Source organism: Streptomyces sp. NPDC046900, from assembly GCF_040644975.1.
Taxonomy (GTDB): Bacteria; Actinomycetota; Actinomycetes; order Streptomycetales; family Streptomycetaceae; genus Streptomyces.
In genome coordinates this window covers 1-12,694 of sequence record NZ_JBEYXD010000015.1, presented here as the reverse complement: position 1 = coordinate 12,694, position 12,694 = coordinate 1, and the positions used below count along the sequence as shown (strand labels likewise).

Here is a 12,694-nt window from a genome sequence, read left to right as displayed (position 1 = left end):
GGCAGTGTCACCGCCTGGGTGACACTGCCGGCTCGATGAGATACCGCTTGGTCACCCGGCCGCCATACCACCCGTCGATCAGGCCCGCGATGCACGCCATCAGCCCGTCTCTGGCGGCTTCGGGAAGGGCCCGGTGACCGGAACAGGTCCGCAGCAGCTCCAGATAGTCCGATGTGCCGTACGTGAGGTCCTGCTCGTAGCGGCGGAAGACCGTGGGACCGAACCGGCCGCTTCGCGCCACCTCCTCGGCATGGTCGGAACCGTCGATGCCGGCCGCCGCGGGGGGCCGCAGCCCGGGCGGAGAGTCCGGATCCCAGCGCTCGTAGCAGCGCTGGACCTCGACGAAGAACTCCTCGGTGCCGCCCATCACATGCCGGCTGGGCACCACGGCGAGCGCTCCGCCCGGACGCGGCGCGTCGGCGGCCTTGGCCGTCCGCACCGCCGGATCGATCCAGTGGAACACCGTCGCCGAGACGACCGCGTCGAAGGGCTCCTCCGGCAGCGACCAGCTCTCGAAGTCCGCCGTCACCACCTCTACCGCCGCGGCCACGGCCGTCATGTGCGCACCCGCCTCGACAGCCGTGATCCGGCGGCCGCGTCCGGCCAGAGGCACCGTCGCCCGGCCGGTCCCGCAGCCCACCTCCCGTACGCGGCTGCCGGGGCAGGCACCCGCGAGTTCCACGAGGTCGTCGTACAGCTCCGGCGGATATCCGGGCCTGGCCCGGTCGTACAGCTCCGCGTCCTCGTCGAAGATCCGGCCCAGGCGCACCCGCCGGGATTCCTCGGGCCGTTCGTCGCGCTTCGCGTGCGCGGTGTCGTCGGACATGCGGAGCAGGCTAGGCGAAGTCCGCCCGCAAGGGGCGCACGGTGAGTGCCCGCGAGGCCCCGCGGGGGACGGCGAGTCGTTCGCGGCCCAAGGGGCGCCCTGGGGTCCTCTCCTTACGAAGTGCCCTTGAGGTGTCGCATCAGTCTCTCGAAGTCCTGCCATCCGGAGAGGTCCCCCGGATCCCCCGGCAGCGGGTAGTAGAGCGCCGGGCGCGTTCTGGGGCCGAGCGGGATCGGGGCCTCATACAGAGGAGTGCGGCGGGCCCTGTCACCCGGCATCGCACGGACCTCCTCGGCGCCCAGGACGAAGGCGAACGGTACGCCCGGGCCCTCGAAGCGCGGCGGTACGGACAGGTCGCGGCGGGCCTTGCGGATCTGGACCAGCATCGACTGGAGGTCGTGCCGGGTCGCCAGCGCCTCGGCTGCCGCGCGGACCGCGTCCGTCGGCACCTCCTCGCCTGGCCGGTAACCGAACGCCAGGGTGACGTCCTCCTCGACCCCGGCCTTCGTACGGCTGATGCGGACCGTCGCGAGCCCGGGGCGCTCCGGGGTGCCGACCACGACGAGCCAGGTCGGAGCGGGTGACCGCTCGTGCGCCGCGTCCGTCAACTGCCGCAGTGACCACGGCAGGTTGGCGGGCTCCTCGGTGCCCCACCCGGCCGGTGGCTCGCCGGTGATCTCGCGCCACACGGTTTCCAGCGCTCCGCCCAGAACGAGCCGGTCGTCCGCCGGGTGGACGGCCCGGAAGGAGATCGCGAGCTGCCGCTCCCCCATGGCCGCGTTCTCCGCGAGGTCCTGCTTGAAGGAGTCGGCGACCGGGGTGCGCGGGTCCTGTGGGGTGGCGTCCGGCGACTCCACCGTCACGAACAGGCCGTTCTTCCACTCCAGGACGGCCCCGGACAGCCCGTCGTAGTACCCGTCCTTCTCGTCCTGCACGACCCAGCGCGAGGGCCAGCCCGGCAGACTGTTGCGGACGGCGGGAGACAGGCGGGTGCCCGCGGGCGTCACGATCTGCAGGCCGAGTTCGGCTGCGGCCGCCGCGCGCAGGGCGTCCGAGAGCCAGGCCGTCATCGCGACGACCGGGCGGTCCTGGATGACGACGGCGACCTTGTCGGTGAGCACATCCACGGCGGGCTGGGCGGCGGCGGGCGTCGGCACCGCGCTCACTCCGTCGGTCTTCACCACGGCCAGGGAGGTCGCGGCCTGCGGCGGCCAGGCGGTGCCCCCGACGAGCGAGGCCAGACGGGCCGCGAAGGTGCCCGCCAGTTGCTCGGCCTCCGCGACGCCGGTGGTGGCCCGGGCCTCGGTCCACCAGTACGGCACCTCGGGCTCGCGCGCGCCGAGCAGCCGCTGCGCCTCACCCCTGACCTGGACCAGCAGCGGCGCCTCCACGGAGACGAGCGGGCGCCCCTGCTCGTCGCAGAGCTGCACCACCGCGCCCTCGCCCTCCGTGCCCACCAGCTTGTCCGGGCCGCCGGAGAGCAGACCCGCGATCACGCTCAGCGGGTCGGGCATCTTCTGGGTGAGGGCGATGACGTCCTTGGTCATGAGGTCGGCAGGTCCTTCGACGTGGTGGGTTCGGGTGTCGTACGGCTCCGGTCCCCTGGGCGCACCGCGGAGACCGCCCGGTTCACCGGTCCCCCGCGTACACGGTCTGGATCAGTCGGTTCGGCTCGCCCCGGCGCACCAGTACCCCGCGCCCCGACGGCTGCTGAGTGGCGTACACACCGGGGAAGAGCTGGCCCTCGCTGCGGTCGCCCGCCATCACCAGCGCCGAGGCGCCGGACTCGCGCAGGCCCTGGAGCAGCGGCTCGTACAGGCCACGGGCGGCGCCCGCGACCCGGCGGGTGACGACGAAGTGCAGGCCGATGTCGACGGCGGAGGGGATATACGGCAGGAAGGGGGCGAGGGGCTGCTGGCCCGCCGTGGTCAGCACGTCGTAGTCGTCGACCAGGATCACGATCCGGGGGCCCGTGCCCCAGCTGCCCGGCTCCAGGTCCTCGCTGTCCGCGCTCTCGTCGGGCAGCCGCTTCTCCAGCTCGCCGGCGATACCGGCCGACAGGGCTCCGGCCAGCTTGGAGTTGTAGGCGTAGCCGCCGCGGTACTCCTCGGGGATCGCGCCGCGCAGTCCGCGCCGCGGGTCCATGACGCCGAAGACCAGTTCGTCCTCGCTGTAGCGCTCGATGAGCCCGTTCGCGACGACCTTCAGCAGATTGGTCTTGCCGCACTCGCTGTCGCCCATGATCAGCAGATGCTGGTCGTGCGCGAAGAGGTCGAGCAGGACGGGCGCCAGCCGGTTCTGGTCCAGGCCGATCGGCACCCGGCGCGGCTCGGCCGACGGGCCGGGCAGCAGCCGGGGTTCCAGCACGTGCGGCAGCACGCGCACGGGCTGGGCGACGTCACCGGTCCAGGTGGCGCGGACCGTACGGGCGGTGCGTTCCAGGACGGCGCCGAGGTCCGCGGTGTCGGCGAGGCCGTCCGTGCGCGGCAGCGCGACCTGGGCGAAGAGCTTGCCGTCGGTGAGGACGCGGCCCTTCTCCTCCGGTGCGAGGGTCTCGGCGAGCTTGCGGTCCACGCTGGACTCGCTCGGGTCGTTCAGGCGCAGTTCGACGCGGGTGCCGAACTGGGACTGGGTGGCGATGCGCACGTCGTTCCAGCGGAGCATGCCGGCGACGACGTGGATGCCGTAGCCGCCGCCTCGTTTGAGGATGTCGACGACCGGGTCGTCCAGTTCCTCGAAGTCGTCACGCAGGGCGCCGAAGCCGTCGATGAGCAGCACGACCTCGGTGGAGGCCAGCTCCGGCAGACGGCCCGCCGCTCGCAGGGTGCGCAGCTGCTCCAGCGAGTCGATGTTGTGGATCCGGAACAGCTCCTCGCGCTGGTCGAGCATGCCGCGCACGGAGTCGATCGTGCGTGCGGCGCGCTCGCGGTCGGCGCGGCCCGCGACCCCGCCGACGTGCGGCAGCCCGGCGAGGGCCTGGAGACCGCCGCCGACCAGGTCGAGGCCGTAGATGCCGACTTCCTGCGGGGTGTGCGTGAGCGCCAGGGAGAGGCCGAGGGTGCGCATCAGCGTCGTCTTGCCGGACTGCGGCCCGCCGATGACCGCCACATGGCCGCCCGCGACCGTCAGGTCCAGGTACCACTGGCCCTGCCACTGCTTCGTCGGATCGTCCAGGATGCCCATCGGCACCCGGAGCGGACCCTTCCCGCCGGCGGCCCGGCCACTCCCGGCCGACGAGCGCTCCGCGCGCCCCCGTTGATCGGCGAGCTGCATACCGCGCGGCCCGACCTCGACGGGTCCGGCGACCTTGTCGAGCGCGATGGCGTCGGGCAGCGGAGGCAGCCAGATCTGGCGCACGGGCCGGGACCCGGCCCCGCGCTCGATCTGTTGGACCATGACGCCCATCTCGGTGGGACCGGTCTCGCGGCGCCGCATCTGCGGCTCCTCGGGGCCCGAACCCTCAGCCTGGCCCAGGGTGTTGTACGCCGCGTACTCCAGGGCGAGCGGTCCGGTGTCCTCCTCCTCGCGCTGGACGGGACCCCGGTAGCCGCCGGAGACGTAGCTCGCCTTGAACCGCTCGTAGTGGCTGGTGTCGACCTTGAGGTAGCCGAAGCCGGGCAGCGGCGGCAGATGGAAGGCGTCCGTGGTGTCCAGGACCGTACGGGATTCGTCGGCGGAGAAGGTGCGCAGACCGAGCCGGTAGGACAGATACGTGTCCAGGCCCTTGAGCTTGCCGCCCTCGATGCGCTGGCTGGACAGCAGCAGATGCACGCCGATGGAGCGGCCGATCCGGCCGATCGACAGAAACAGGTCGATGAAGTCCGGCTTGGCGGTGAGGAGTTCGCCGAACTCGTCGATGACGACGAACAGATGCGGCAGGGGCTCGAGGTCGGGGCGCTTCTCGGCGCGCAGGGCGGCGTAGTGACCTATGTCGGCGACGTTTCCGGCGTCCTTGAGGACCTGCTGGCGGCGCTTGACCTCGCCCGCCAGCGACGCGTGCACGCGCTCCACCAGGCCCGCCTGGTTCTCCAGGTTGGTGATCACTCCGGCCACGTGCGGGAGGTCCGCGAAGGGGGCGAAGGTGGCGCCGCCCTTGTAGTCGACCAGGACCAGCGCGAGGTCCTCCGGGGGGTGGGTTGCGACCAGCGCGAGGACCAGGGTGCGCAGCAGCTCGGACTTGCCGGAACCGGTGGCGCCGACACACAGACCGTGCGGGCCCATGCCCAGTTCCGAGGACTCCTTCAGGTCGAGCAGGACCGGCTCGCGGCTGTCGCTGATGCCGATCGGCACGCGCAGGAAGGCGCGTTCGCCGCGCGGCGCCCACAGCCGGTCGAGGTCGAGGTGGGCCACGTCGTCGATGCCGAGCAGCTCCGCGAAGTCGACCGGGCCGGTCAGCGGCGCGTCGACCATGGACTCGGCCGACAGCCTGAGCGGGGCGAGCATCCTGGCCAGGCCCTCGGCGAACGGGATGCCGACCTCGTCGACCGTGCCGTGTGCGCTGATCGGCTCGGCCTCGCGCAGGTCCTCGATGACGATCCGGTCGCCCTCCACCGTGATCCGGACCCCGACCTGGCCGGGCTCCTGGATCCGCTGGTCGAGCAGGTGCAGCACGGTGACGCCCATGTCGCGCAGGCCGACCGCGTCGTCGGGGCGGGGCAGGTCGACGGCGTCCTCGCCATGGCCGTCGGTGACCACGAGCAGCCGGGAGGTCATGGCGAGGGCGTCCTTGCCGGACAGACCGCGGCGCACCTCGGCCGCGTAGGAGGCACGGCGGCGCAGCTCGGGGCCGATCTGGCGGGACAGCTGGGGCAGTGAGGGGGCGATGCGGCGGGCGGCGACCGGGCCGTCGAACTGCTCGGAGTCGAGCAGATGCGGCAGCCACTTGGCCCACTCCCACTCCGCCAGCCGGTCCCCGGGGACGGCGAGCGCCATGGCGACGTCGTCCGGAGCGTGCGTCGCGGCGGCCTGGACGATCAGGGCGCGGGCCACCCGCAGAGTGTCCTCGCGGGGGCCGATGACACTGATGTTGCCGACCCGGTCCAGCGGGACGGTGAGCGGGAGTTCCGTGCCGGTGCCGAAGCGGGCCGTCAGCGCGGACGCCTCGTTCAGCATGAACTGGTCCGGTGGGGTGAGCACGGACGAGCTCTGCTGGCCGACCCTCAGATCCCGTACGGGCATCTCACCGGTGCCGACGCGCACGCGCAGGAAGTCGGCGTCCAGGCGCCGCCGCTCCCACAGGCGGGCCGGATCGCGGACTATGTCGTACAGCGCGTCCGGCGGCGGGTTGAGCACCTGCGCCGTCTCGCGCCGCTCCCGTTCCTCCTTGGACAGCTCCTCGCGCGTGTCCTCCAAGTACGCGAGATACGCCTCGCGTTGGGTGCGGCGGGTCCGCTGGGCCTTGCCGCGCTGGGAGAACACCAGCGCCATGGAACCGGCGATGGTGACCACCAGGATGATCGCGCCGAGCCCCGCGAACTGGCTGTTGCGCACGACGGTCATCATCACCACGGACGACATCACGCCGGCCACGGGCAGCAGCGAGGTCGCGATCGAACCGGCCTTGCCCTCGGGCAGGTTGGGCGGCGCCTCGATGGTGCGCGGCTCGGGGGCCGCCGGGGGCCGGGTGGTGCGGGCCGGCCGGTGGATCAGTCGGGTGCTCATGTGCCGTGTCCTCCCCCTTGCTTCAGCGGCGCTTCTGGGAGAGCTGGAAGACCTCCGCGGCCAGGCGTGTGGCGGCCAGCCGGGTGGCGTGTGCGAGGAGTTCGGTGCGGATCGCGCCGCCCGCCGCCAGGTGCCGGTCGTAGGGCAGTACGTGGACCCGGGCGCCGGTCGCGCGCAGCGTCTCCGCGGCCTTGGTGGCGTCGAGTCCGGTGTGCGGGACCATCTCGGTCAGCGTGACGACGGTCCCCTCGATGACATGGCGCGGCAGGCCGCGCATCCACTCCAGGACGGCGAAGGTGCTGGAGACGCCCTCCAGCGTGGCCGGCGCGGTCAGCACCCGCGCCTGGGAGGCGGACAGGGCGACACGGGCGACCTCGGCGGGCAGGGTCTCGCAGTCCACGACGGTGACGCCGAAGTAGCGCCGCAGGGACACCATGACCCGCTCGTACGCCTTGGTGTCCAGCATCGCGCCGATCTGGCCCTGGCTGCCGGGCAGCAGCCAGGCGTTGTCCGGGAGTTGGACGAGATAACCGGTGACGTCGAGCAGCGACATCTGCGGCTCCACGATGCCCGCGACATCGCCGGTGGTCCAGCGCAGTGTCTCGGCGCCGAGCCTGAGCGGCAGCGTGCCGAGGGCCGGGTCGGCCTCGATGATGAGGGTCGGGTCGTGCCGGTAGTGCGCGTACGTGGTGCCGAGCAGGGCGGCGACGGTCGTCTTGCCGGCTCCGCCGCGGATCGAGGTGACGGCGATCTGCCGCCCGGTGGTCACGGCCTGCTGGAGCACCTCGGCGGTGGCGGTGGCTCCGGCGACCTCACGGGCGGCGGAGGAGGAGACGGTACGGCGCACGGCGCGCAGGGCACGAGCGGAGAGCGGCTCGCCATGGCGGGGCTTGAGGCCGGCGCCGGCGAGCTGCTTGTCGACGACGGGGCGTGAGTCGGGGGTGCGGGGCTGCGGCCGAGGGCCGGCGGGCCGCTGGGCGGGCACCGGACGGTGCTGAGGCTGCGCGGCGGCGCCCTGCTGTCCGGCGTACGCCTGCTCGGGCACGGGCTGCTGGGAGTGCTCGTACGCCTGCCCCTGCGCGGGTGCGCCCTGCGGGTGCGGCTGTGCGGCACCGGGGACGGGCGTGCCCTGCGGGTGCGCCTCGGGGCCCTGCTGCCCGGATCCGCCCCTGAGGTTGCGCAGCACGTCGCTCTGCCAGTTCTCCCCGTTCGGCATGTCGCCCTTCTCTCCTGTCCGCCCCGCCCGGAGCGGCCGCACCATCTGTCAGAACTTGTTGAGCAGCTGCCCGTAGATGCCGAACACGCCGACGGCGAGCGGGAACAGCCCGATCACACCGATCGACTCGATCAGATCGCCGACGCGCCGCAGCCGTACCTGCACATGCTCCGGCGGCTGCACGGCAAGGACCAGCAGCGGCAGCACCGCGGCCGCGCACAGCACGGCGAGCGGTCCGGCGCCCGCGGCGTGGTCCATCCAGAGCACCACCAGGCGTACGACGAGCAGCGCGGCGGCGGCGAACAGCGCGACCACCTCGGCGACCAGCGGAAACGCCCGGGCCCTGGACAGCAGCACGACGGCGACCAGCGATGTGAGGGACACGGTCCACACGGTCGGCTCCGGCGCGGTGGTCAGCAGCCAGCCGCCGCCGGCGGCCGAGACGGCGGTGGCGATCGTCGCGAGGGCGAGCCCGCGGTGCGTGGCCGCCAGCGCGTTGCCGACCTCGTGCCGACTGACCGAGACGCCTCCCGACCTGCGGTCGTCGAGCCCGGTCAGACCGGAGGCCATCAGCGCGAAACGGGGCAGCAGCCCGAGCAGCACGACGGAGAGCACGGCCATCACGGCGCCGAGCCGGGCCGGTTGGCCCTGCACGGCGGCGACCGTCTCCCAGACGACGGCGATGACCGCCGCCGCGCCCGCCCCGATGAGCCCGCCGCGGCCGAGCGGCGAGAAGAAGGCGAGCAGCACGAGGGTGAGCACCAGCGCGGCCACGACACCGGCGAGCCGGGCCGTCCCGGGCCAGTCGTAGGCGTCGGCGGCGGTCCAGGCGGTGAGCGGCCCGAGCCCGCCGGAGGCGAGGAGCAGCGCGGTGGCCAGTCCCTGGTTGCCGTTCCCGACCTTGGCCACCAGGGCTCCGGCGAGGAGCAGGACGAGGGTGGCGGCCACCAGTCCCGTGGCGAGGGGGCGGAGGTCGAACTCGTGCCGGGCGAGGACGGCCGCGGTCACCGCGAAGACGAAGGTGGCCACGCCGGCGGTGACCCGGCGGGCGGCCGGGCGCCAGCGCCAGGCGCGCAGGTCGAGGTCGTCGGCGACCTGGTCCGTGACATCGTGCACGACCGGCGCGGGCGGGGCGGCGTGCGCCCGCACGAGCTGGAGCACGGCGCCGTCGGCGATCTCGGCCGAGGACAGCGTGGCGTCGTGCGGCAGCACCGAGCCGTCCGAGGTGACGAGTTGCCGTGTCATGGGGCGTGCGGCGGCCCGGTCGTCGAGCAACTGCAGGATGTCGGGGAGCAGTTGGCCGATCGGGGTGTCCGACGGCAGGACGATGTCGGCTCGCCGTCGCTCACCGACCAGGGTGACCCGGCTCAGCTGGGCCCGGGAAGTCGTTGCTGTGCTCACCACTTGGGGGAACCTATCATCGCGATGTCGTCCGAAACGGTGTGTCCGTACGGGGGTTCCGTGGAGGCATGCGACCTCCCTGGCAGGGCCATGCCCACCCGGCGAACCGGGTTCACCTCTTCGTACCTTGCTTCGTGCCGTCGGCGGTGGGCGTCTGGCCGCCGCTTCCGCCGGACGGGGCGTACAACTGCTCCTGCTGCTGCTCCTGCTTCTTCTGCTCGGCCTTCTGCTTGGCCAGGGTGGCCTGGAGGAAGGACCAGCCGACGCAACCGGCGCACAGTACGGCGGCGATCGCGATGCCCGCGAACATCTTGCCGAGCCGCTCGTCCACCGTGCGCCGGCCGCGCTGGGTGCCGAACAGCAGCGCGTCACGCATCCGCCGGCGGCGTACCGCCACCGACTCCAGCAACTGGCTGTCGTAGTCCCGTGCCATCAGCAGTCCCGTGCCGTTCCGTACCGTCCTGTGTCGGCCGCGGTCGCCGTCGGCCCGTCAGTCATCTGCACCGAGACCGAGGTACTCGCGCATGGCCGCGTACTTGCGGGTGAGCCGCTCGGCGGTGGGGGCGTCGAGGGCCGCGAGCCGGTGCGGGTCGGCGTTGTGCGCGAGGTCGGCCGCCTTGACGAGCCGGGCGCCCGGAGTGGCGAGGATGCGCCTGGCGTACGCGTCCGGCTCCTCTTCCGGGTGCTTGGTGACGGCTCGCACGACGTCTTTCGTCACCTGTGACAACGGGGCCGCCTCCAGCCACTCCTCGGTGAGGACGCCGTCCTCCACGGAGTCGTGCAGCCAGGCGGCGGCCACGAGTTCGTCGCCACCGCCCCGGGCCCGTACGCCCTCGGCGACGGCCTGAAGATGCTCCGCGTAAGGCCGCCCGGCCTTGTCCTTCTGCGCGGCGTGCGCGGCACGTGCGACGGCCTCGACCTCGGCCAGGCTCATATGTGCCTCTGACGACCGCGGTTCGTGCGGCATGAGCGGCATGACAAGCTCCCCCTAACTTTGCCCCTGCAACATAAGGCATGGACGAGCGGGGAGTACAGCCCAGTTGCGGTCGGGGGATGCGGGGGCGGTGGAGGCTCGGTGCCGCCCGAAGGTTCGACGTCTTGGGCAGTCGGCAATGCGTGACGCCTGGTCAGCCCCTGCTCACCAGGTCCCTGAGCGCTCCAAGAGTCCCCATCTCGGAGAGTGAACCGGGTACGACGTGACTCCTCTCGCTGTCACCCGCACCTTCCATCAGCTCGGCGAGTAGAGCGGTGGGCGCAAGGTCGCGAGCCTTGGCGTCCCGCAGCTTCCAGAGCCACGGAGCACCGGCATTGAGGTCCGCAGGACGAAGCCCTGGTGGCGTCAGCCAGCCGGCCGCCTCATCCGCGTCGTTGGCCCACACATATCCGATGACCGAGCCGGCCGCATTGGCGATGCTCGCGTACTGAACCGGGCCGTCGGTGGCACGGTTGTACCGCGGCGGTCCGCTGACCTCGTTGAACGGCAGATCTTCTGCGAAGCGCGGGTTGATCCGCTGTTCCCTACTCACCTTTGGCAAGGGCTTCGACTGCGGCGGCGTTCGGAGCGTCGGTCAAAGAACCGGGCACAGGCCGTCCCTTGCCACCTGGTTCCGGGTCGGCCAGCAACTCGGCGAGAGCCTGGGACGGTCGAATACCCCGTTCCTTGGCATTGCGCAACCGACGAATCCAGAAGCCGCTCTCGTTGACCCCCCGAGGTCCGGCGGCCTGCTGCGGTTCGTACGCAGCGGCATCGTCCTCGTCACCGGCCCACACATATCCAAGGACCGCGCCGCCCTGCTTGTCGATCACCGTGAAGTACTGCACCGGCTTGTCGGTCCAGTCCCTGTAGCGCGGCGGACCGCCCGGCCTTTCCACGAACCTCATGTCGTCGTCGAAACGCGGGTTGATCGGTCGTTCACTGCTCATGATGTCCACATTCCTTTACATCCACCTGATCCGCAACGAGGCTACGGCTTCGGTAGAACCTCCCCGTAGACGTGCCACTTGCCTGCCTCATCCATGAATACGCGCGTCACCTTGTAGTTCGTACCGCGCGCGAGGAGGAGTTCCCGTTCTCCGGGATTCGCGGAGATGTGGTCAATCCAGAGGGCAGGCGTGTCTTTTGGCACCCGCAAGTGCATGACCACTGGCTTGTGCCGGAAGGGCGGCGGCACCGTCTTTCCGAGCGCCGTGGAGGTGTACCCAGGGTCCCCGTAAGAGTGGCCCACCATCTCCATCGGCGACCTCAGGTTGAGGTGCTCGATCCCGGTGCCGCGCACGACGATGATGTTTTCCGGCACGGGGCGGCTTCCCATGACTCGGTCCATCTCATTGATGGTGTGCACGATGCCGGGGGACACATCGGGTTCGGCGCCCCGCAGGTGACCGTTGATCTGTGTGTAGTAGTGATCACTGTAGGTATGCAGTGCATCCTTGCCAGAGGGATCGAGGGTATCCAGGAAGTTGTTCCAGTAGGCGTCACCGTAGCCCTGCCCTGCTTCGTCGCTGGCGCTGGGCGCCGGATTTGTGCCGTGCTCCAGTTCCGCTGTGGCCACCGCGTGCTTCTCCGCGTCGGTGGCAAGGTTGTCGAAGTCGTCCCCCGACACGAGCGGCTTGTACTCGAACGGCTCCCCGGCCCCGCCGTGCCCCAGCGTGTCCGTGCCCGGGTGGCCCGGGGCGTCGGCGCCTTGGTGCGCGGCCACGTCCACGCCGTCGTGCCCGACCCCCGCGTCGTCACCGGCGTGCGCGGCATCGTGCCCGGCGCCGTCGTGACCCGTGCCGTCATGGCCCTGACCATCGTGGCCATGCCCGTCATGCCCCGCGCCGTGGGACCCGTCGTGCGTGTGGCCGCCCGGGGTGTCGTGCCCGGTGCTGTGCGGCGTGTGGTCGGTGCCGTGCTGGAAGTCGTGCCCCGGGTGGGGCGTGCCGGACGGGACGTCGTGCCCCGTGTGCGGCGGGACCGTAGGGGCCTCGTGCGGTGTCGTGGTCGGCGCGTGGTCGTACGACGCCGGCGTGCCGTCGAAGGTGCCGCTCGGCGTGTGACCGATGGTGCCGCCCGGCGCCGTGTCGTAGTGACCACCCAGTGCCGTGTCGTAATGACCGTCCGGCGGGATGTCGTAGTGGCCGCCCGTTGCCGCCGCGTCGGTCGTGTGTGTCACTCCGCCCGCCGCGCCGTCTCCCGCGCGTACCCCCGAGAGCGCCGGCTCCTGGATCGTCCAGTGGGCCGGGAGGCCCGGTGCCACCTCGTGCGGTACCGGTGTGGTGTCGATGGTGCCGTCATGGGCGATGAGGTTGCCGTTCGGGTCCAGCAGGCGGCCGTCCGGCAGATGGACGGAGCCGTCCGGGAGCTTGGGGATCTCGATGTTGCCGACGCCCTTCAGCGCCTTGCCGATGTCCCCGATCTTCGACAGACCGGCTCCGGCACCCTTGGCGATGTACGTCATCGGGTCGATGACCCTGCCCGCCTTGCCCGCCAGCGACAACGCCCTCGCAACCGCCCCCGCCTTGCCCGCACCCGACGCCGCACCCCCCGCACCACCCGTGAACACGGTCGTCAGCACATTGAAGGTGACCGCACCCGCGGCACGAGCCGG

General features: G+C 71.9%; 10 protein-coding genes. All 10 read right to left on the bottom strand.

Features of this window, described 5'->3' with window-relative positions:
* Positions 1-7 precede the first annotated feature (7 nt).
* A complete protein-coding gene (locus tag ABZ904_RS17380) occupies positions 8-826 on the bottom strand; it encodes a class I SAM-dependent methyltransferase (RefSeq protein ID WP_361824025.1) in 819 nt (272 codons plus the stop codon).
* A gap of 113 nt (positions 827-939) precedes the next feature.
* On the bottom strand, positions 940-2,373 hold the full coding sequence (locus ABZ904_RS17375; protein WP_361003949.1) for a DUF6177 family protein: 1,434 nt from the start codon (positions 2,371-2,373) through the stop codon (positions 940-942).
* An 82-nt stretch (positions 2,374-2,455) separates the two neighbouring features.
* Entirely contained in the window at positions 2,456-6,487 is a 4,032-nt protein-coding gene (eccCa, locus tag ABZ904_RS17370) for a type VII secretion protein EccCa (protein ID WP_361824021.1), read from the bottom strand.
* 22 nt (positions 6,488-6,509) lie between these two features.
* Entirely contained in the window at positions 6,510-7,703 is a 1,194-nt protein-coding gene (locus tag ABZ904_RS17365; RefSeq protein WP_361824019.1) for a MinD/ParA family protein, read from the bottom strand.
* 48 nt (positions 7,704-7,751) lie between these two features.
* Positions 7,752-9,107, bottom strand: a complete 1,356-nt coding sequence (gene eccD / locus ABZ904_RS17360; protein ID WP_361824016.1) for a type VII secretion integral membrane protein EccD — start codon at positions 9,105-9,107, stop codon at positions 7,752-7,754.
* Between the two features lie 109 nt (positions 9,108-9,216).
* Positions 9,217-9,537 carry a hypothetical protein gene (locus ABZ904_RS17355; RefSeq protein WP_359390769.1) on the bottom strand — a complete coding sequence of 107 codons (321 nt, stop codon included), beginning with the start codon at positions 9,535-9,537 and terminating at the stop codon, positions 9,217-9,219.
* Between the two features lie 57 nt (positions 9,538-9,594).
* Positions 9,595-10,071 carry an HD domain-containing protein gene (locus tag ABZ904_RS17350; protein WP_361824013.1) on the bottom strand — a complete coding sequence of 159 codons (477 nt, stop codon included), beginning with the start codon at positions 10,069-10,071 and terminating at the stop codon, positions 9,595-9,597.
* Between the two features lie 160 nt (positions 10,072-10,231).
* Positions 10,232-10,630, bottom strand: a complete 399-nt coding sequence (locus ABZ904_RS17345; protein WP_361003934.1) for a hypothetical protein — start codon at positions 10,628-10,630, stop codon at positions 10,232-10,234.
* A complete protein-coding gene (locus ABZ904_RS17340) occupies positions 10,623-11,027 on the bottom strand; it encodes a hypothetical protein (RefSeq protein WP_361003962.1) in 405 nt (134 codons plus the stop codon). Before ABZ904_RS17340 ends, ABZ904_RS17345 begins: the two co-directional genes overlap by 8 nt.
* 41 nt (positions 11,028-11,068) lie before the next feature.
* Positions 11,069-12,694, bottom strand: a 1,626-nt coding sequence (locus tag ABZ904_RS17335) for an ADP-ribosyltransferase (protein WP_361824010.1), incomplete at its 5' end; no start/stop codon positions are given.